This window comes from Kutzneria viridogrisea DSM 43870, from assembly GCF_000525635.1.
Lineage (GTDB): Bacteria > Actinomycetota > Actinomycetes > Mycobacteriales > Pseudonocardiaceae > Kutzneria > Kutzneria viridogrisea.
The window spans coordinates 4,904,538-4,922,951 of record NZ_CP007155.1 but is presented as its reverse complement, the minus strand read 5'-3'; the positions used below and the strand labels follow the sequence as shown (position 1 = coordinate 4,922,951).

The window sequence follows — 18,414 nt, the reverse complement described above, 5'->3', positions numbered from 1 at the left end:
TCCTCTCGTCGTCGTGAACCGCCCGCGCACGCCCCCTGGGGTTCTCGGCTTCTCCGGAGACTCGTGGTCTGCCTTGGGGGGAGAGAGTGATGGCACCTCCACGCCGCGACGAACCTGTGATTGATATCCTCGGAACTGGAGTACGAATGCGTGTCATCATCGTTGGCGCGGGACTCGGCGGCCTTGCGCTTGCCCGATTTCTGCGCCGCGCGGATATCGACGTATCCGTCCATGAGCGTGACGAGGCCTTTGAGCAACGGCCGCAGGGGGCGCGAATCCACCTCGACGAGCGTGGGATCGGCGCGCTGCACGCCTGCCTTACCGCATCCGAAAGCAGATTCCTTGACGCCACCCTGGGGCAGCCCGACGAGTACGTCACCATCCTCGATGAATCCGATCTCGCGATCGTGAAGCGCCGGAAGTCCATCGGCCGGGAGGGGAATCCCAACGCGATACGACCCGGCGCGTCGGCGAGTCGTCGTATCGTGCGACGGCTTCTCGCCCATGGCGTGCACGACACGATCCGATTCGGTTCGGCGTTGACCGGTTACACTGAGCACACGGCAGGAGTCACCGTCCGATTCGCCGACGGGACGGTGGACGAAGCCGATTTTCTCGTCGGGGCGGATGGCATCGGATCCGCTGTGCGCCAGCTACGGCTACCCGGGGCCACGGTCAGCGACAGCGGATTGCGACTGTTGCAGGCGAAAACGCCGATCACGCCCGAGCTGATCGCCACCGGTGTGATCGACCGGATCGAAGGCAGCTTCACCCTGACCGCGATCGGCGACGTGCAGGCGATCATTGGCGCGGTCCGCTTCGGAGAACAACCCGCTGCCGCCGCGGAACGGCTCATACCTGGTTTCGATCCGGGTGACCTGCATGACTATGTCATGTGGGGGCTCCTGTTGCGACGGCACCAGCTCGGGGACCTCGACCGCGACTTCACCCGCCGATCACCCGCCGGCTTGTCCGACCATCTGCGGAGCGTCACCGCGACGGCCCACCCTGTGTTCAAGCTCCTGTTCGACCAGGCATTTCCCGACCAGTTCCACGGCCTGGCAATGGGAACTTCCCGCGAAGTCCCCGCGTGGACACCGGGCCGGGTCACCCTGCTCGGAGACGCCATCCACGCGATGTTGCCCACCAGGGCCTCAGGGGCCAACTCCGCCCTGCAGGACGCGCGCCGGCTGGCCGACGCGATCCTGTCCGTGCACGCCGGCGCCCAGGCATGGGAACACGCGATCGGCGGCTACGAGAACCTGCTCCGACGTGACGGTTTCCAGGCGGTACGGGCTTCGTTGAACGGTGTCCGCGAGCTCGATGAGGATCTCACAACCGCCGCGGCGTCAGTCGACTCGTAGAACGTCGAGCACATCCCAGCGCGCGTCCGCGTCGCCACCTCATGATTGGTAGGCTGAAATGATGACACTCCGGGAACGGCCACGTCGAGGCCCTGTCCGCAGAGAACAGATCGCGGCCGCGGCCTTGGCCGTTCTTCTCGATCGCGGCTACGCGGGCACGTCGATCCGAGCCATCGCCGAGCAGGCCGGCTGCTCCCTGGAAACGCTGTACCGGCACTTCGAAAACAAGGAAGCCCTGTTCCTTGAACTGGTCAATTCTTTCCGGAAACGTATAGTTGAACCCTTGCATAAAGCGGCCGCCGCACCCGCCACCGACCGCGATCTCAAAGAGGCGCTCACGCGCGCTGGCACACTACTCTTCGACGTTCTCACCAGCGACGAAGGCCTGAAAATGCAACGCCTGACCTTCGCTGAATCGGGTCGGTTTCCCCAGCTGGGGCGGCTCGTCTACGACGAGGGGATCAAACCCTTCGACAACGCTGTTGCCGCTATCCTCAGCGCCGCCGCCGCGCGCGGGCTCCTGCAGTGCTCGGACCCGCTTGAGGCGGCACGCATGTTCAGCGGCATGATCTTGTTCGACCCACGGGAACGACTGCTCCTGGGAATTGAACAACCAAAATCGCTCGACAGCCGTTCCGATTACATAGAACGCGTCGTCACGCTTTTCCTCACAGGGGCTCGCGGCCCCGCCGGAACTCGACGGTAATTCGTATCAGGAATTGGTGGCCTCGCGGAATCAACTGCCACGTGTTCTCTGGCGGGCGTCGCGGTTGGTGGCGGTGGTGAGGTTGAGTCGCCGGTCCAGGTGCTGGCGCATGTGCCGCGGGTCATGAAGCCTGCTCGGCTCCGGTCAGCATGGCGACCATGCTGTGGGGTGCGTCCTCACCGAACATGACCTTGTAGATGTCATCGTCTTCCGCTTGAGCGGCTGCGCGCGTGAACATGATCTGCTCGTGCTCGGCGAGGGCGGCTGCCACGTCGTCAGGGTGTGTGAGGATGGCCTGACCGAGTTCGGCGCCGTCCTGCATGGCCAGGTTGGCACCTTCACCGTTGGGCGGCATGAGGTGAGCGGCGTCGCCAAGCAGGGTCACTCCCGGTACTCGGTCCCAGCGGTGTCCGGTCGGCAGTGTGCACAGGCGGCGCAGGACCGGTGGGGTGTCGCTGTCGGTGATCAGGGCGGTGAGCTCGGGGGCCCAGCCGTCGAATTCCTCGGCGACCCGCGCGGTCACGGTTGCGGCATCGGTGATGTCGATATCGGCGAGCCAGTCCTGTGGCTTCATCAGCTGTGCGTAGGTGTGTAGGGTCCCGCCGCGCTCCCGGTGAGCCAGGAGTCCCTTGCCCGGCGCGAGCGCGAACAGCGATCCGGCGCCGACCGCCGCTGCGGTGTCGGGATGGCGGGTGTCGCCGTCGAACAGGAAAGTCTCGATGACCGCGACGCCGATGTACTCGGGGGTGGCGTCGGAGAGCAACGGGCGAACCCGCGACCACGCACCGTCTGCGCCGACGAGCAGGCTCGTGACGACAGGGCTGGCGTCGGCGAAGCTCACCTCATGGCGGCCCTCATCGAGGGCCCGTACGCCGGTGACCTTGTGCCCCCATCGGACGGTGCCGCGCGGAAGCGAGTCGAGCAGCAACTGCCGCAACTCGCCGCGCGGCACCTCGGGACGCTCGCCGGTGCCGTCGTCGGGTCGGTCGAGCAGAACGGTGCCCTTCCGGTCGAGGACCCGGTAGGACTCGCGGCCGGCCAGGATGAGCTTGCGAAACCCCTCGGTCAGGCCGGCCGCTTCGAGCGCCGGTTGGCCGTTCCACGGGTGGATGTCGAGCAGCCCGCCCTGGCGGCGCGCGGTCGGCGAGGGTTCCGCCTCGTAGACCGTGACCGGGGTGCCGTGCTTGTGCAGGACGCGGGCCAGCACAAGGCCGCCGAGGCCAGCTCCGATGATCGTGACCGGTGTCGTCATGGTGCCTCCCAGAGACTCGTTGGATCGTCGCTCCAATACGCTACCACCGATTTGGATCGTCGCTCCACAGGTGCGAGACTGGGACCCATGGCGGCCAAGGCCCAACGGACCCCGCGGCGCACGGACGCGCTCTCCAAGGAGCGCATCATCGAGGCCGCGACCGAGATCCTCGACACCGACGGCGAGAACGCGCTGACCCTGCGGGTGCTCACCACTCGCCTGAACACCGGCTACGGGGCGATCTACCACCACGTGGCGAACAAGAGCGACGTACTCGCGGCGGCCACCGACGAGGTCATCGCCCGCGTGATGACCGGCGTGGTCATCGACGCGCCGCCGCGGGAAGCACTGCGTGCCCTCGCGCTCGGCCTGTTCGACGCCATCGACGCACACCCCTGGGTCGGCGCCCAACTCTCCCGCGAACCGTGGCGCCCCGCGCTCCTGGAGATCTACGAGAGCATCGGCAGACTGCTCGACGCACTCCACGTGCCCGAGCGAGCGCTCTTCGATGCGGCGGGCGCGCTGGTGAACTATGTCCTCGGCGTCGCCGGGCAGAACGCCGCGAACGCCCGGGCCCTCGCCCACGGCGAGGCGGACCGATCGGTCTTCCTGGCCACCGCCGCCGCACACTGGTCGCAGCTCGACCCCGACAAGTACCCGTTCGTGCACAAGGCGGCGACGCAGCTGCGCGAGCACGACGACCGCGAACAATTCCTTGCCGGCGTCGACATCTTCCTGGCCGGTATCGCAACCCTCCGATAGACGACCAGTACCCCTGGCGCCGGTTACCAGAGGGTTCTTGCATCCACCCAGGCCGACCAGACCCTCAGGGGATCGGCTCCCGCAGTGCGTCCATGACGAGGTCGAGCAGTCGTTCGGTCTGCTCGGGCGTCTCGGCCGCCGCGGTGCTGAGGAAGATCCCCAGCAGCAGCGCGGTGACGTCGTCCGGGGCGACGTCACCACGAAGCGAGCGGGCCTGGGCCCCGCTGGCCAGGATCGTGGCGATCGCGGCGGTGATGCGTTCCCGGGTACTCGGGGTGGCGATCCGCCCCGAGGCCCAGCCGGCGCGAAGCGTCTCGGCCATGCCGCGCTTCGTCGCGACGAAGGCGGCGTAGCGCCCCATCCAGGCACGCAGCGCCGCGTCCGGCGGGAGTTCCGCGAGCAGGGTGGCAACGCAACCGGTGACCTCGTCGAGCTCGGCGGCGTACACGGCCTCCACCAGGGCCTCACGGGTGGGGAAGTGGCGGTACAGCGTGCCGATGCCGACCCCGGCCTCCCGGGCGATGCCCTCGAGCGAGACGGTGTCGGTGGCGGCCGCGAACGCGGCCCGCGCGACCTGGATGAGCATGTCGCGGTTGCGCAGGGCGTCGGCGCGCGGGGCGCGGACGCCACGTGCCTTCTTCCCGGTGTCGGAGCTCAAAGCGGAGGCACCTCCGTTAAAGTGTTACAGTCAGTGGAGCGGAGGCCACTCCGTTTATCGTATCGTTTCATGTTGAAGGACTCCCCATGACCACGAACAGCACGTCCTCCGCTGAGCTCACCACCACCGGGGTTCCGCGCGCCGGGGGAGCCGGGACGATCGCCGGTCACACGGTTTCCCGCATCGGATTCGGCGCGATGCAGCTGGAGCGCCTGCGCGCCGACCGCAACGCCGCTATCGCCCTGCTGCGCCGCGTGGTGGAGCTGGGCATCGATCACGTCGACACCGCCCAGTTCTACGGCGACGGCTTCGTCAACGGGCTCATCCGCGACGCGTTGCGCCCCGAGGACGGCGTCGTGGTCGTCAGCAAGGTCGGCGCCGACCCCGACCCCGGCGGTGCCATCCCGCTGCGTCCCGCCCAGCGGCCCGAACAGCTGAGGGCCAGTGTCGAGGACAACCTCACATCCCTTGGCCTCGACCAGATCCCGGTGGTGAACCTGCGCCGCCTGGACACCCGGCCGGGTCTGCGCGCCGAGGGCGACCAGGTCGTCGACCTCGACGACCAGCTCGCGGTGATGACCGCGCTGCGGGACGAGGGCAAGATCGGTGCGATCGGTCTGAGCGCGGTCACCCTGGACGGACTGCGCCGGGCCCTTCCCGCGGGGATCGTCTGCGTCCAGAACTCCTACAGCCTGGTCGCGCGCGGTGACGAGGAGATGCTCCGGCTCTGCACCGCCGAGCAGATCGCCTGGGTCCCGTTCTTCCCGCTCGGCGGCGCCTTCCCCGGCATGCCGAAGGTGACCGAGGACCCGGCCGTCGCCGCGGTCGCGCGGTCCCTGGGCCGCACCCCCGAACAGGTCGGCCTCGCCTGGCTGCTGCGCCACGCGCCCAACGTGCTACTCATCCCCGGCACCGCGAACACCGGCCACCTCGAGGCCAACGTCGCCGCCGCAACGATCGCCCTGGACGAGGCCGCCCTGTCCGAGCTGGACGCGGTCCGGTCGCGCTCCACCGACGTCCCGCTCGGCTGAGCCGCAGCCCAGTCGCAGCCCCGAGTTCGCAGGTCACGTCAAGATCACGCCGGGGGCGTCACCCATCGGTGGTCGGCACCATCTGACACGATGGGGCCATGGCCGCTGTGCTGTGGCTCCTGCTCGGAGTGGCGCTGATCATCGCCGAGGTCCTCTCCGGGGACTTCGTGCTGGTGATGCTCGGTGTGGCCGGTCTGTCCGCCTCGATCACCGAGGCGCTGACCGGCAACCTGGTCGCCGACCTCGTGGTGTTCGCCGTGGTGGCGGTCGGCCTGGTGCTGGGCGTGCGCCCGGTGCTGCGGCGCAGGCTCGGCGCGGACACCCCTGAGAGCAGGACCAACGTGGCGGCGCTCAAGGGGGCCAAGGCCATCGTGCTGTCCACTGTGGACGAACATGGCGGGCAGGTGCGGATCGGCGGCGAGGTCTGGTCCGCGCGGTCCTACGAGGCAACGCACACCTTCGAACCGGGCAGGCAGGTCATCGTCATGGACATCTCGGGAGCGACCGCCGTCGTGTGGGCGGAGAACTGATGGAGGCCGCAGCTGTGACCACGGTCATCGTCGTCATCGTCATCATCCTGGTGCTGTTGACGATCCTGGTGAAGTCGGTGCTGGTGATCCCGCAGGCCACCGCCGCGGTGATCGAGCGGCTGGGCCGCTACCGCGCCACGGCCGCGCCGGGCCTGAACATGCTGGTGCCCTTCTTCGACCGGGTGCGCGCCCGCATCGACCTGCGCGAGCAGGTGGTCTCCTTCCCGCCGCAGCCGGTGATCACCCAGGACAACCTGACGGTGTCCATCGACACGGTGGTCTACTTCCAGGTCACCGACCCGCGCTCGGCGGTCTACGAGATCTCCAACTACATCGTCGGCGTGGAGCAGTTGACCACCACGACCCTGCGCAACCTGGTCGGCGGCATGAGCCTGGAGGAGACGCTGACCTCCCGCGACCAGATCAACGGGCAACTGCGCGGGGTGCTGGACGAGGCCACCGGCCGCTGGGGCATCCGCGTGGCCCGGGTGGAGCTCAAGGCGATCGACCCGCCGCCCTCCATCCAGGACTCGATGGAGAAGCAGATGCGCGCCGACCGCGAGAAGCGCGCGATGATCCTCACCGCCGAGGGCCAGCGGGAGTCGGCGATCAAGACCGCGGAGGGGCAGAAGCAGGGGCAGATCCTGGCCGCGGAGGGCGCCAAGCAGGCCGCGATCCTCGCCGCGGAGGCCGACCGGCAGTCCCGGATCCTGCGCGCGCAGGGTGAGCGGGCCGCCCGCTACCTGCAGGCGCAGGGCCAGGCCAAGGCCATCGAGAAGGTCTTCGCCGCGATCAAGGCGGGACGGCCGACGCCCGAGGTGCTCGCCTACCAGTACCTGCAGACCCTGCCGCAGATGGCGCAGGGCGACGCGAACAAGGTGTGGCTGGTGCCCAGCGACTACGGCAAGGCCCTGGAGGGCTTCGCCAGGATGCTCGGCGCACCCGGCGAGGACGGCGTGTTCCGCTACGAGCCCCCGGCCGACACCGGCCCGGCCAAGGCGCCCGAGGAGGACGACGCGTCGATCGCGGACTGGTTCGACACCGCACCCGACCCGGAGGTGGCCAAGGCGGTGCGGGCCGCCGAGCAGGTCGCGGCCACCCCGGTGCCCGGCCCGCTCGACCCCGCGCACCCGGTGACCCCGCCGGCCGGTAACACTGAGTTGTCGGACGGTCAGGGCAGCTGACCACCCATGGCGGTGGCCCCGACCTGGCGGTCGAGGCCACCGCCATGTTCGGCGTATTCCGCCAACCGTGTCGGAAAATGTTGTTTCTATTCTGTGAACACGCACCCTGGGTGCGTGTGCGGCTACCGCCCGGTGCGCTCCAGCACCAGCAGGTCAGCCGTTTGGATTACTGGAACCGGGGGTGTACCCGCCGCCTGTTCGGCCGCCTCGCGCATCGCCGCCATGCCCTCGGCGATCTCCTGCTCGCTCATCAGCTGCAGAGTGGAAAACGAGCGGTGGCGGAATCGTTCGTAATAGGCGGGCAGACTGGGCGCCACGAGCTGGTCCACCGAGTCCATGGCGATCCTGGCCAACCCCGCCTCGGCGAACTGCTCCACCACCTCCGCCAGTTCGGGGAACACCGAGTCGTCCACCTCCCGGCCGCGCGGGAAGAAGCGGTACCACAGGTGGTCGTGCATCTGACCAGAGAATCCGCTGTGGACCATCAGCCGGGCGCCCGGTCGCAGCACCCTGGTGAGCTCCTTGACCGCCAGCGCCCGGTTGTCCACGTGGTGCAGGACCAGGAACATCACGGCCAGGTCGCAGCTGGCGTCGGGCAGCGGCACCGACTCCGCCCTGCCGTCCAGGTAGCTGACCGCCGGGTGGGGGTGGGACAGCTCGGCCTGGGCGCGCATCCGCGCCGAGGGCTCGACCCCGTAGACCGGGCCGCTGAAGGTCTCGGCGATGGCGTCGCTGAACCGGCCCGTGCCCGAGCCGAGGTCGAGCACGGTCAGCGGGCGTCGCGCGGGGGCGTTGCGGGTCAGGGCGGCCATCCACGTGGCGACGGTCTCGGGCGGCAGAACCCGCCCACGTTCGTACACGGCATGCAGCCGCTCGTCGTAATCAACGTGGATATGCATGCGCCAACCTTAGAGATCGGATTATGTGCCCGCACTGCTCCGGAAGGGTGACGGGCGTATTCTCACGTTTACCCATGAACGGAACGGTGTTTTGTTAAACGTTCTTTTACCTTACCAGTTGAGAGGTGTTTGCGGAAAGTTTTCCGCCCTGCTCCACACATGCAATTCACTGTCACATCAGGCACGCGTCCGCAATCGATGCGTGACTGACTATGAACCCAGGTGGCGCACGGCATTCGCGGTCACGCAGGGGCGTCACTGTGCGCGCCGTACTGCATCCTCGCGGTGACCGCGTTGCTCCGAATGGTTCTTGTCCGTGCACCTGCGGTGTGAAATAGGGTTTGATGATCTGATGATCGGCGGCCAACCCGGTGCGACGGATGGGGATCTGGCTCGTACGCGCGGTGCGATCGAGGCGGCGCTGACCAGTGGTGACACAGCGTGGCAGGCGCTGGCCGAGGTGGTGGCCGCGCTGGAGGGCATCGTGCGCGCCGCCCGTGCCGCGCAGGGCGTTGAGCTGTCGGAGTACGTGGTGGAGGCCCTGGCCGGCGCACTGGTGCGGCTGAGCGATCGCGACGCCCGCCTGCGCGAACTGGCCCAGCGCGCGCTGGCCGCCCACGCCGTGGCCTGCCGACTGCACCAGGGCGACCCGGAGCGGCTCGCGCAGTGGCTGGTGCGGTTGCAGCTGGAGCACCCGGAGGGCCCCGAGGTGCGGCTGACCGACTACGCGGGCGCGCTGGGCTCGCCGGGACTGGCCCACTACCGGGCGCTGGTCGAGACGATGTGCGCCGAGCTGGACGTGGTGGAGTTCGGCCGGACCCCCTGGTTCGACCGGTACCGGTGGGCGGTGCTGCGGGTCACCGAGGACCTCGCCGAACACCTGGGCGATGTGGACCTGCACGTGCTCGCGCTGGGCAAGGACCTGTCCTCGGGCTGGCACTACCTGCGCATCGCCACCCTGTTGCAGGAGGCGGGCCGCTCCGAGCAGGTGCTGGAGTGGGTCGGGCGGGGCCTGGCCGCCAGCGGCTGGCGCGGCGCCGCCGCCCGGCTGGTCGACGTGGCCGTGGACGAGTGCGTGCGGATGGGCTGGTTCGACCGCGCCGTCTCGCTGCGCATGCGGATCTTCACCAGCCAGCCCGGCATGGACAGCTACCTGCGGCTGCGCGCGGTCGCCGAGCACGGCGGGCACTGGCCCGACCACCGCGAGACCGTGCTGCGCAGACTGCGCGAGGGCGCCACCGACGTGGAGGTCAACTCGCTGCTGGTGCGCGTGCTCATCCAGGACGGGCAGGACGACGCCGCCTGGCAGGCCGCCATGGACAACGGCTGCACCGACGCGGTGTGGGCCGAGCTGGCGCGGATCCGCTCGGCCAGCCACCCGCGCGACGCCATCGCGGTCTACCGGGGGCTGGTCGAACAGGAACTGGTCAAGGATGACCACCGGCACAACGAGGAACTCGTGGTGGAGCTGCTCGCCCAGCTGCGCACCCTGTTCACCCGCACCGGGCGGCAGGACGCGTTCAACTCCTACCTGGAGGGCGTGAAGTCCCGGCACGTGGCCGACCGGCAACTGCTCGACGAGCTGACCAAACGCGGCCTGTGAGCGCTGCCGCCAGTACTGTTCGGGCGGTAGTGATCCACTCACGAGTGCGAGGAGTTCCGCTGTGGCCACGAACCGCGTCGCGACCACCGTCTGGGAGGGCGAGCTGCTCAAGGGCAGCGGCGTCGTCACCCTCGAGTCCTCGGGCATCGGCCAGTACCCGGTGTCCTGGCCCTCCCGCGCCGAGCAGGCCAACGGCAAGACCAGCCCGGAGGAGCTCATCGCGGCGGCGCACTCCAGCTGCTTCTCGATGGCGCTCTCGCACGGGCTGACCGGTGCGGGCACCCCGCCCACCCGGCTGGAGACCAAGGCCGAGGTGACCTTCCAGCCCGGTGAGGGCATCACCGGCATCCACCTGACCGTCCGCGGTGAGGTCCCCGGCCTGGACGCCGAGGGCTTCGTCAGCGCCGCGGAGAACGCGAAGAAGAACTGCCCGGTCAGCCAGGCGCTGGCCGGTACCACGATCACGCTCAGCGCCGAGCTCGCCTGAGACCCGTGCGGGGACCTCACCCGAGGTCCCCGCACGGGCCCTAGGGTCGGGGCATGGACCTGGTCGAGGTGTGCTTCGCCGGAGCGGCCGCACAGGCCGAACTGCTGCGTTCGGGCGAGCTGTCCGCCCGCGAACTGACCGATGCGCTGCTGGCCCGCATCGAACGGCACGACCGCGAGCTCAACGCCTACCGACTGGTGTTCGCCGACCAGGCCCGGCAGGCGGCCAGCGAGGCCGACGAGCGCCGCGCGCACGGCGAGGACGCCCCACTGCTGGGCGTGCCGATCGCGGTCAAGGAGGACCTGGCGCTGGCCGGGCTGCCGACGACCACGGGCACCGACTCGGTGCGCACGGTGGAGGCCGCCGACTCGGAGGTGGTCCGCAGGCTGCGCGCGGCGGGAGCGGTGATCATCGGCCGCACGCGCATGCCGGAACTGGGGCTGTGGCCGTTCACCGAGTCGGCCTCCGCCGGGGCCACGCGCAACCCGTGGTCGACGGGGCACACCCCGGGCGGTTCCAGCGGTGGGTCGGCGGCAGCGGTGGCGGCGGGCCTGGCCGGTGCCGCGATCGGTACGGACGGGGCGGGGTCCATCCGCATCCCGGCGGCCTGCACGGGCCTGTTCGGGCTCAAGCCGCAGCGCGGGCGGGTGTCGCTGCACCCGCTGGGCGAGGAGTGGACCGGCATGGTGGCCGCCGGGCCGATCACCCGGCACGTGCGGGACTGGGCGCTGGTGGCCGACCAGATCCGCGGCAGCCTGCCCAGCGACCCGGTGGCCGCGATCCCGCCGAGGACCAGCTTCGTCACCGCCGCCGACACCCCACCGCCGAGGCTGCGCATCGCCCTGTCGCTCAAGCCGTGGGGCGTGGGCGTGCCGGTGGACCCGGTGGTGCGCCAGGCAGTGGTCGACACCGCGCGGCTGCTCACCGAGCTCGGCCACGAGGTGGTGCCGCGCGACCCGGAGTACCTGGACCCGACCAGCCTGTTCGGCCTGGCGCCGCGCTACCTGGGCAGCGCCGCCGAGGGCGTGGCCGCACTCGACCGGCCCGAGTCGCTGGAACGGCGCACCCGGCAGGTCGCCGCGCTGGGCCGCCTGCTGCCTCGGGGCCTGGTGGCCCGCTCGCGGCGGTTCGGCGAACGGCTGTCGGCCACCGCCAACCGGGTCTTCGACCACGCCGAGGTGCTGCTCACCCCCACGCTGACCCGGTTGCCGCTGCGGGTGGGCGAGTGGCAGGACAAGCCGACACCGCTGGCCCTCGTCCTGGCCAACCAGTACACCGGGTTCCTGCCGCTGTGGAACATCGCGGGCAACCCGGCGGCCTCGGTGCCCGCCGGGTTCAGCCCCGAGGGCCTGCCGCTGGCGGTGCAGCTGGTCGGCCGCCCGCACGACGAGTGCACCCTGCTGTCGCTGGCGGCCCAGGTCGAGCAGGCCCGGCCGTGGGCGGACCAGCGCCCGGCGATGTCGTGACGGCGGTTCCTCCACTCGGCGGTTTGTTGATCTTATCCAGTAGGGTCGCGCCATGCTTCGACGTTTCGACAGCGAAACAACCCTGTCCTGGGTGCTGTCCGGACTTGCCGGGATGACGGGTGCGACCGCGTTCACCCACAGTTCTGGATATTTTGTCACGTTCATGACAGGAAACACGGAGCGTGCCGTTCTGGGGTACTTCACCGAAGCGCCCCAGCTGGCCCTGGCCTCGCTGTCGCTGATCGCGGCATTCCTCGTCGGCGTCGTGGTCGCCTCGCTGCTGCGCCGTCACCTGTGGAAACGCCATCCGCACGGGGCCAGCGTGCTGACCACCGCGGCACTGGTGCTCTCGACCATGATCGATCTGGAGGTGAACGGCTGGACCGGGCGTGAGGTCACGTTCACCCCGATCCTGCTGATCTCCTTCGGTATGGGAGCGCTCAACGTCTCGTTCGTGCGAAACGGCGAGGTGTCCATCCCGCTCAGTTACGTCACGGGCACCTTGGTGAAACTCGGTCAGGGCATCGAGCGGCACATCAGCGGTGGCGGTGTCTTCGAGTGGCTCGGTTACGCCCTCGTCTATCTCTCGTTCCTCGTCGGAGCGGTGGTGGGCGGGATTCTCGCCGTGGTGACCAGTGGCGCCCAACTCCTGCTGGCCACCACTGTCGTGTGCGCACTCGTCAGTACGTACACGTACTTCCACATCGACAGGGCACAGGCAGAGGTCGGCTGAAACCCACGACGAATTGGGGCTGGGCATTCGCACCTGGGCCAACGGGTACTGTTGGTGTTCGGCTGGAGTGGAGGGCAACGAAGCGCGATGAGTGGCGAGGTGTTGGAGCACGAGGGCTTGGCGGACCTGGTCCGGCAGCGTCCCGGGTTCCTGATGCTGTACAAGTTCGCCATCGAGGAGCTCATGACCAAGCTCCGGATCCTGAGTGAGGAATTCGACCTCGCCCACCGGCACGACCCGATCGAGCACATCACCAGCCGGGTCAAGCGTCCCGAGGCGATCGAGGTGAAGGCACGTCGGCGCGGGCTGGCCCCGGACCTGGCGGCGATTGCCGAGGGCCTCGACGACGTGGCCGGGGTGCGGGTGGTGTGCCCGTTCGTCTCCGACGTCTACAGCGTCGCGGAGATGCTCACCCGGCAGGATGACGTCGAACTGTTGCGCCGCAAGGACTACATCGCTACGCCGAAGGACAACGGATACCGCAGCCTGCACCTGATCGTGCGCATTCCGGTGTTCCTCTCCGATCGCGTCGAACGGGTCAAGGTCGAGGTGCAGTTGCGCACCATCGCAATGGATTTCTGGGCAACCCTGGAACACAAGCTCTTCTACAAGTACGAGAGCCAGGTGCCGACCGATTTCGCCACCGAACTGGCGAACGCGGCCGGGCTCGCCGCCCACCTCGATTCCCGGATGGAGGACCTCCACCAGCGCCTTCGCGGCCCGGTGGACGAATTGGGGGATCCGGTGAACCCGGCCGTGCTGGGGCAGGGCGGCTGACCGCGCGGTCACGCGCCGCTCCTCGTCCGCCCGCGCCAGCCACCTCGGATCGACACCAACACCGCGAGCGCGGTCGCGGCCACCCCGGACACCACCGGGTTGAACTGCTCGGGGAAGACCAGGCTGGTCATGTTCACCATCAGGTGGAACAGCACCGCGGGCAGCACGCTGCGGCCACCCCGCTCGCACAGCCACACGATGAGCACCCGCGAGGCGATCGTGTTCAGCGCCATCCCGGCTGCCCAGGTCAGGCTGTGCCCGGTCTGCACGGTCCAGCCCAGCGAGTGCAGCAGCGCGGAGAACGTGCCGATCAGCAACGCCGCCCGCACCGGCCCGAACCGCTCGCGCAGCGGTGCCAGCAGGTAGCCGGTGTACCCGGTCTCCTCACCGACAGCCGAGGCGAAGAACAGCACCGCGAGCAGCAGCAGGACCGGGGAGAGCGCGGGTGTCGGCGCGGGCGGGGAGAACACCCAGGACACCGCGAGCAGCAGCACCGGCAGCAGTAGCGCCACCAGTAGCCAGCGACGTGGGCGCACCACGCGGGGATCCACACAGCGCAGCAGGAACGCGCCCACCGGGGAGTGTTCCCGCCCCAGTAGCAGCAACGCGACCGTCGCGGGTACGAACGCCGCGAGCGAGGCGACCGGCACGTTCACGTCGATCGGCAGTGGAGCACCGCCGAGCAGCACGACCGGCACGGTCAGTGCTGCGGTGAGCAGGATGAACGCCAGTGGGGCTCGCCGCACAACAGCCTCCCGCGGGTGGTCAGCGGACACCACCAACGGTAAGGGGTCTGATGTAGTAGGTACTGACACGCCGGGCACGGTGGTCCGGGCAGGCTGGTGGCATGCGTGTACTGGTGATTGGCGCGGGCATTGTCGGCGCGAGCGTGGCGTACCACCTGGCGGTGCGCGGAGTGGACGTGGAGGTGGCCGACCGCGGTGATCGCGGGCAGGCCACGTCGGCGGGAGCGGGCATAGTGGGCCCGTGGCTGTCGGCGAACGAGGACCCGGACTGGTACCGGTTCGCCTCGGCGGGTGCGCGGTACTACCCGGAGCTGGCCGCGGTGCTGGCCGAGGACGGAGAACCGGATCTGGGCTTCACGCGGGTCGGCGGCATGGTGGTCGAGCAGGACCCCGCGGTGCTGGACGCGGTGGCGGACCGCCTGGCGCGCCGGGCGGCGGCCGACCCTGTCGGTGAGGTGAGCAGGCTCGGACCGGGCGAGGCGCGGGCGCTGTTCCCGGCGCTGCACGAGCGGTGGGCCGCCGTGCACGCCACCGGAGTGTCCCGTGTGGACGGCCGCAGGGTGCGGGACGTGCTGCTGCGCGCGGCGGTGCGGCACGGGGCACGGCGCCGCGAGGGCCTGGCACGGCTGGGCGAGCCGGTGGACGTGACGGTGGTGGCCGCCGGTGCGTGGAGCGCCGAGCTGGTACCCGCGCTGCCGGTCTCCCCGCAGCGCGGGCAGATCAGCCACCTGCGACTGTCCGGTGTGGACACCGACCGGTGGCCGGTGGTGCAGGCGCCACGGCACCACTACCTGCTGGCGTTCCCCGACTCGCGGGTGGTGGCCGGTGCCACGCGGGAGACCGGGGCGGGCTTCGAGCACCGGGTCACGGTCGCGGGCCAGGCCCAGGTGCTGACCGAGGCGCTGCACGTGGCGCCGGGACTGGCCGCTGCCGAACTGCTGGAGACCCGCGTCGGGTTCCGGCCCGCCAGCGACACCGGACTGCCAGTGCTGGGCCGGATCGGTGACGTGGTGGTGGCCACCGGCATGGGCGCGACCGGGCTGACGGTCGGGCCGTACGCGGGGGAGTTGGCCGCGCGGCTCGCGGTGGGCGAGGACCCGGGCCTGGACCTGGCGGCCTACTCCCCGGACCTGGCGCGGTAGGCGGCCACGTAGACCCGGTTCGCGCAGCGGGTGGTGCAGAACCGGCGCAGGCCGTTGCGGGAGGTGTCCACGAACACCTCGGCGCAGCCGGCCCGCCCGCACGCGCCCAGCCGCCCGGCGTCCTCGCACACCACGTGGGCCAGGCCCGCCGCGGTGAACCCGCGGATCCGGGTCACCAGGTCGTCGGTCTCCTGGGCGTAGTGCAGGTGCGGTGGTTTGCCGTCGTGGCAGGAGATGTAGGGGCGGCACGCGGACTCGGCCAGCAGCGCGTTGACCAGCTCCACCCTGTCGGGCCCGGTGAACACCTCGCGCAGCCGCTGCGCCCAGCGGGCCAGCTGCCAGACCTCGGCGTGGGTCAGCTCGTGCGCGGGGTAGTGCGCGTCGACCACCGCGTCGAGCCGTTCCGGGGTGGCGTTGGCCAGCTCGGCGGCCAGCCGCGCGCCCACACCGCCGTAAGGGGAGAAGTCCACTCACCCATGACAGCACAAGATCGACCCCGAGTCACCACAGGCGTGGTACCACAGCTAGGGTGAACCCGTGGTTGAAGATCAACGGTCTCGGGGCTCGCGACGTGCGGTTTTGGGTGACGCGGCCATCGCGGTGCTGGCCAGGGAGGGCGGCCGGGGGCTGACCCACCGGGCGGTGGACCGCGAGGCCGAGGTGCCCATGGGGACCACGAAGAACTACTTCCCCAGCCGCGACTCCCTGCTGGAGGCCGCCGCGCGCCGCATGGCCGAGCAACACCGGGCCGCGGTGGAACGGCTGCGGCTGACCACCCCGTCCTCGGTGACCGCGGGACAGGTCAGCGAGCTGTACCCGGCGCTGCTGCACCGTGCGGTGGACGACCCCACGCAGATGCTGGCCATGGCGGAGCTGTACCTGGAGGCGGTGCGGCGGCCGGGGGTACGCACGGCGCTGGGCGAGATGGCCCTGGCCAACGCCGAGTCCGCCGCCGACCTGCACCAGGTGGCCGGGCTGCCCTCCACCGGGCGGGACGTGGGTGTGCTCGACGCCTACCTGCTGGGGCTCTCGCTCTCCCTGCTGGCCCTGCCGCCGCAGGTGCTGCGCCAGATCGGGCTGGACGATCCGTACGCGCTGGGCCTGGGTGTGTTCGCCGCCGCCGTGCCCAAGCGCGCGGCCGAGGACGAGGCCCCGCGCAGCCGCGAAGGATAACGAGATCATCACGAGACGATCTCGGAACGCTACTACTGCACCTGCCTGCGGCCTGACACTGCGGGCATGTCCACTCCTCGCGGTCTGACCCAGCCCCGTCCCGCCGGCCCCGTCGTGTGCGTCGACGGTCCGGTGTGGATCGTCACCGAACCGTCCCTCGCTCGGCAGGTGCTGATCGATCCGCGCATCGTCAAGGACCCGGCATACGCGCCGCCGCACTGGGATCCGCGCGAGGTCGGCCTCGAACCGACCGCGGCCGAGCACCTCTCACTGACCACTGTGGACGGTCCGGAGCACGTGCTCCTGCGCCGCGCGCACGCCCCGCTGTTCAGTGCCCGCCGGGTGCGGGCGCACGCCGACCGGATCACCGAGATCGCCCGCGAGCTGCTCACCGGGCTCGGTACCGGCACGGTGGACCTGGTCGCCGACTTCACCAGCCGTTACCCGCTCACCGTGCTGCTCGAACTGCTCGGCGTGCCACTGGACCGGCTCGACCAGGCCACCGCCGCCAGCCAGCTCCTGGTCGGCGGCGATCCCGGCCAGCGCGGCGCCGCCATCGCCTCGTACCTGGAACTGGCCGCCGCCGCGGGCGGTGCCGGGCTGGCCGCCGAGCTGCGTGAGCGGCTGCCGGAGCGGATCACCGACCCGCAGCTGCACTACCTGCTGTTCGGGCTGATCTTCGCCGGGCAGGTCACCACCGAGGCCGCGCTGGGCTACCTGCTCGCGCACGCCCTGCACGGTCGGATCGGCGAGGAGGACCTCGTCGGGCAGACCCTGCGACAGCACCCGCCCGCCCCGTTCACGCTGTGGCGGTTCACCAGCACCGAGGTCGAACTCGCCGGTGTGCCGCTGCCCGCACGCGCCGCGGTGCTGATCGACATCGCGGGCCTCAACGCCGAGGGCCACGACCTGACCTTCGGCGGCGGCCAGCACTACTGCGTCGGCGCCCAGCTCGCGCTGGCCGAACTGGGCGCCGTGCTGCACGTGCTGCGCACCGAGTTCCCGCGGGCCCGCCTCGCCGTGCCGTTCGAGGACCTGCGCGAGGTCCACCTGGGCGGGATCCAGGGCAGTCGGCTCACCGCGCTGCCGGTCACGCTGACGGGGTGAGGGTCTCAGCTGCCGGACGGCGTCCGACCGTGGTCAGCAGCAGGTAGGACCTGGCGACCAACCTGGGGTCCAGCAGGAGCGGACGCAGGGCCGTGAGCTCGTCCTGGGTGATCTCGCCGACCGCCACCAGCTGATCGCCCAGCTGGTGGCTGTTGGTGAAGTTGAGCAGCATGGCCGGGCTACCGCCCGCCACGTCCTCCCGGTACTCGCTGACCTCGACCCGTTCGAGCCCGGCCTCCCGCATGGCCTCGGGCACCCTGGCGGCCCAGGACCAGTCGCAGCCAGCCGCGGTGACCAGCACGCGCATCGCCGCGTTGAACTTGCGGACCAACCGCGCCGAGCGCTCGTCGGGCGCCTGCCGGACGAGGTCGTCGCTGGGGCACAGGAACTCCCCGAGGACCAGTGTGCCGCCGGGCTTGAGCGCACCGGTGAGCGCGCGCAGCACCGCCTCGCGCTCGGGCAGGTGCATCAGCACCAACCGGGCGTGGATGAGGTCGAACTCGGCAACGGGGATCGGGTCCTCGCGGACGTTGTGCTGCCGGATCTCGAAGTCACCGGTCACGTGCTGGGGCTTGATGTCGGTGGCCAGCACCTCGGCACCCCGGGCCGCCAGCCACCGTGAGATCGACCCACCGCCCGCGCCGATGTCCCAGCACCGCCAGCCCTGGCCGACACCGGTACCGGCCAGGGCGGAGGTGGTGTGCGCGTCGAGCATCTCGCTGAGCACCCGGTGCTGGTTGACCGACTCGGCCGAGTTGTTGTCGAACCCCAGTGCCGCCGTGTTCTCGTACATC

At 70.2% G+C, this 18,414-nt stretch carries 20 protein-coding genes; 14 read left to right on the top strand and 6 right to left on the bottom strand.

What is annotated here, in order from left to right; genetic code table 11:
• The first annotated feature begins 146 nt into the window (after window positions 1-146).
• A complete protein-coding gene (locus KALB_RS21640; RefSeq protein ID WP_025357806.1) occupies window positions 147-1,364 on the top strand; it encodes an FAD-dependent oxidoreductase in 1,218 nt (405 codons plus the stop codon).
• 61 nt (window positions 1,365-1,425) lie between these two features.
• Entirely contained in the window at window positions 1,426-2,070 is a 645-nt protein-coding gene (locus KALB_RS21635) for a TetR/AcrR family transcriptional regulator (RefSeq protein ID WP_158510782.1), read from the top strand.
• A gap of 121 nt (window positions 2,071-2,191) precedes the next feature.
• On the opposite strand, the gene KALB_RS21630 is transcribed toward KALB_RS21635, so the two are convergent.
• Window positions 2,192-3,322, bottom strand: a complete 1,131-nt coding sequence (locus KALB_RS21630; RefSeq protein WP_025357804.1) for an FAD-dependent oxidoreductase — start codon at window positions 3,320-3,322, stop codon at window positions 2,192-2,194.
• An 87-nt stretch (window positions 3,323-3,409) separates the two neighbouring features.
• Here KALB_RS21630 and KALB_RS21625 point away from each other — a divergent pair, with 87 nt between their 5' ends.
• The gene (locus KALB_RS21625) at window positions 3,410-4,084 is read left to right on the top strand and encodes a TetR/AcrR family transcriptional regulator (protein WP_030108020.1); all 675 of its coding nucleotides are present in this window, start codon (window positions 3,410-3,412) and stop codon (window positions 4,082-4,084) included.
• 64 nt (window positions 4,085-4,148) lie between these two features.
• On the opposite strand, the gene KALB_RS21620 is transcribed toward KALB_RS21625, so the two are convergent.
• Window positions 4,149-4,670, bottom strand: coding sequence for a TetR/AcrR family transcriptional regulator (locus tag KALB_RS21620; RefSeq protein ID WP_042222339.1), 522 nt, complete (start codon window positions 4,668-4,670; stop codon window positions 4,149-4,151).
• Between the two features lie 158 nt (window positions 4,671-4,828).
• Between KALB_RS21620 and KALB_RS21615 the strand changes: the two genes are divergently transcribed.
• From KALB_RS21615 to KALB_RS21605, 3 genes are all read left to right on the top strand, one after another.
• Window positions 4,829-5,773, top strand: coding sequence for an aldo/keto reductase (locus KALB_RS21615; protein ID WP_025357801.1), 945 nt, complete (start codon window positions 4,829-4,831; stop codon window positions 5,771-5,773).
• 98 nt (window positions 5,774-5,871) lie between these two features.
• A complete protein-coding gene (locus KALB_RS21610) occupies window positions 5,872-6,303 on the top strand; it encodes an NfeD family protein (RefSeq protein WP_025357800.1) in 432 nt (143 codons plus the stop codon).
• Complete coding sequence (locus KALB_RS21605; RefSeq protein ID WP_030108021.1) at window positions 6,303-7,487, top strand: SPFH domain-containing protein; 1,185 nt, start codon at window positions 6,303-6,305, stop codon at window positions 7,485-7,487. Before KALB_RS21610 ends, KALB_RS21605 begins: the two co-directional genes overlap by 1 nt.
• A 122-nt stretch (window positions 7,488-7,609) precedes the next feature.
• Here the strand turns inward: KALB_RS21605 and KALB_RS21600 are convergent, their stop codons facing one another.
• Window positions 7,610-8,386 carry a class I SAM-dependent methyltransferase gene (locus KALB_RS21600; protein ID WP_025357798.1) on the bottom strand — a complete coding sequence of 259 codons (777 nt, stop codon included), beginning with the start codon at window positions 8,384-8,386 and terminating at the stop codon, window positions 7,610-7,612.
• A gap of 352 nt (window positions 8,387-8,738) precedes the next feature.
• On the opposite strand from KALB_RS21600, the gene KALB_RS44080 reads away from it, so the two are divergent.
• The 5 genes from KALB_RS44080 to KALB_RS21575 all read left to right on the top strand — a co-directional run bounded on the left by KALB_RS44080 (window position 8,739) and on the right by KALB_RS21575 (window position 13,452).
• Window positions 8,739-9,989 carry a hypothetical protein gene (locus KALB_RS44080; protein WP_025357797.1) on the top strand — a complete coding sequence of 417 codons (1,251 nt, stop codon included), beginning with the start codon at window positions 8,739-8,741 and terminating at the stop codon, window positions 9,987-9,989.
• A gap of 61 nt (window positions 9,990-10,050) precedes the next feature.
• Window positions 10,051-10,476, top strand: a complete 426-nt coding sequence (locus KALB_RS21590) for an OsmC family protein (RefSeq protein ID WP_025357796.1) — start codon at window positions 10,051-10,053, stop codon at window positions 10,474-10,476.
• A 53-nt stretch (window positions 10,477-10,529) separates the two neighbouring features.
• Complete coding sequence (locus KALB_RS21585) at window positions 10,530-11,942, top strand: amidase (RefSeq protein ID WP_042220641.1); 1,413 nt, start codon at window positions 10,530-10,532, stop codon at window positions 11,940-11,942.
• A gap of 52 nt (window positions 11,943-11,994) precedes the next feature.
• Window positions 11,995-12,675 (top strand): YoaK family protein, encoded by a 681-nt coding sequence (locus KALB_RS21580; protein WP_025357794.1) that lies wholly within the window; start codon window positions 11,995-11,997, stop codon window positions 12,673-12,675.
• Window positions 12,676-12,762: 87 nt separating this feature from the next.
• Window positions 12,763-13,452 (top strand): GTP pyrophosphokinase, encoded by a 690-nt coding sequence (locus tag KALB_RS21575; RefSeq protein ID WP_025357793.1) that lies wholly within the window; start codon window positions 12,763-12,765, stop codon window positions 13,450-13,452.
• An 8-nt stretch (window positions 13,453-13,460) separates the two neighbouring features.
• Here the strand turns inward: KALB_RS21575 and KALB_RS21570 are convergent, their stop codons facing one another.
• Entirely contained in the window at window positions 13,461-14,198 is a 738-nt protein-coding gene (locus tag KALB_RS21570; RefSeq protein ID WP_025357792.1) for a CPBP family intramembrane glutamic endopeptidase, read from the bottom strand.
• A 101-nt stretch (window positions 14,199-14,299) separates the two neighbouring features.
• Between KALB_RS21570 and KALB_RS21565 the strand changes: the two genes are divergently transcribed.
• A complete protein-coding gene (locus tag KALB_RS21565) occupies window positions 14,300-15,340 on the top strand; it encodes an NAD(P)/FAD-dependent oxidoreductase (protein ID WP_025357791.1) in 1,041 nt (346 codons plus the stop codon).
• Here the strand turns inward: KALB_RS21565 and KALB_RS21560 are convergent.
• On the bottom strand, window positions 15,316-15,810 hold the full coding sequence (locus tag KALB_RS21560; protein ID WP_025357790.1) for a CGNR zinc finger domain-containing protein: 495 nt from the start codon (window positions 15,808-15,810) through the stop codon (window positions 15,316-15,318). The two genes, KALB_RS21565 and KALB_RS21560, sit on opposite strands and share 25 nt — an antisense overlap.
• Before the next feature lie 109 nt (window positions 15,811-15,919).
• On the opposite strand from KALB_RS21560, the gene KALB_RS21555 reads away from it, so the two are divergent.
• A complete protein-coding gene (locus KALB_RS21555; RefSeq protein WP_236650307.1) occupies window positions 15,920-16,513 on the top strand; it encodes a TetR/AcrR family transcriptional regulator in 594 nt (197 codons plus the stop codon).
• Between the two features lie 66 nt (window positions 16,514-16,579).
• Complete coding sequence (locus tag KALB_RS21550; RefSeq protein WP_025357788.1) at window positions 16,580-17,620, top strand: cytochrome P450 family protein; 1,041 nt, start codon at window positions 16,580-16,582, stop codon at window positions 17,618-17,620.
• On the opposite strand, the gene KALB_RS21545 is transcribed toward KALB_RS21550, so the two are convergent.
• Window positions 17,604-18,413 carry a class I SAM-dependent methyltransferase gene (locus KALB_RS21545; RefSeq protein WP_025357787.1) on the bottom strand — a complete coding sequence of 270 codons (810 nt, stop codon included), beginning with the start codon at window positions 18,411-18,413 and terminating at the stop codon, window positions 17,604-17,606. The two genes, KALB_RS21550 and KALB_RS21545, sit on opposite strands and share 17 nt — an antisense overlap.
• Between the last annotated feature and the right edge of the window lies 1 nt (window position 18,414).

What these genes read in the sequence shown, in the direction of transcription:
- KALB_RS21640 (WP_025357806.1), top strand. Translation starts at nt 147, where the DNA reads ATGCGTGTCATCATCGTTGGCGCGGGACTCGGCGGCCTTGCGCTTGCC.
- KALB_RS21635 (WP_158510782.1), top strand. Translation starts at nt 1,426, where the DNA reads ATGACACTCCGGGAACGGCCACGTCGAGGCCCTGTCCGCAGAGAACAG.
- KALB_RS21630 (WP_025357804.1), bottom strand. Translation starts at nt 3,322, where the DNA reads ATGACGACACCGGTCACGATCATCGGAGCTGGCCTCGGCGGCCTTGTG.
- KALB_RS21625 (WP_030108020.1), top strand. Translation starts at nt 3,410, where the DNA reads ATGGCGGCCAAGGCCCAACGGACCCCGCGGCGCACGGACGCGCTCTCC.
- KALB_RS21620 (WP_042222339.1), bottom strand. Translation starts at nt 4,670, where the DNA reads ATGCTCATCCAGGTCGCGCGGGCCGCGTTCGCGGCCGCCACCGACACC.
- KALB_RS21615 (WP_025357801.1), top strand. Translation starts at nt 4,829, where the DNA reads ATGACCACGAACAGCACGTCCTCCGCTGAGCTCACCACCACCGGGGTT.
- KALB_RS21610 (WP_025357800.1), top strand. Translation starts at nt 5,872, where the DNA reads ATGGCCGCTGTGCTGTGGCTCCTGCTCGGAGTGGCGCTGATCATCGCC.
- KALB_RS21605 (WP_030108021.1), top strand. Translation starts at nt 6,303, where the DNA reads ATGGAGGCCGCAGCTGTGACCACGGTCATCGTCGTCATCGTCATCATC.
- KALB_RS21600 (WP_025357798.1), bottom strand. Translation starts at nt 8,386, where the DNA reads ATGCATATCCACGTTGATTACGACGAGCGGCTGCATGCCGTGTACGAA.
- KALB_RS44080 (WP_025357797.1), top strand. Translation starts at nt 8,739, where the DNA reads ATGATCGGCGGCCAACCCGGTGCGACGGATGGGGATCTGGCTCGTACG.
- KALB_RS21585 (WP_042220641.1), top strand. Translation starts at nt 10,530, where the DNA reads ATGGACCTGGTCGAGGTGTGCTTCGCCGGAGCGGCCGCACAGGCCGAA.
- KALB_RS21580 (WP_025357794.1), top strand. Translation starts at nt 11,995, where the DNA reads ATGCTTCGACGTTTCGACAGCGAAACAACCCTGTCCTGGGTGCTGTCC.
- KALB_RS21575 (WP_025357793.1), top strand. Translation starts at nt 12,763, where the DNA reads ATGAGTGGCGAGGTGTTGGAGCACGAGGGCTTGGCGGACCTGGTCCGG.
- KALB_RS21565 (WP_025357791.1), top strand. Translation starts at nt 14,300, where the DNA reads ATGCGTGTACTGGTGATTGGCGCGGGCATTGTCGGCGCGAGCGTGGCG.
- KALB_RS21550 (WP_025357788.1), top strand. Translation starts at nt 16,580, where the DNA reads ATGTCCACTCCTCGCGGTCTGACCCAGCCCCGTCCCGCCGGCCCCGTC.
- KALB_RS21545 (WP_025357787.1), bottom strand. Translation starts at nt 18,413, where the DNA reads ATGTACGAGAACACGGCGGCACTGGGGTTCGACAACAACTCGGCCGAG.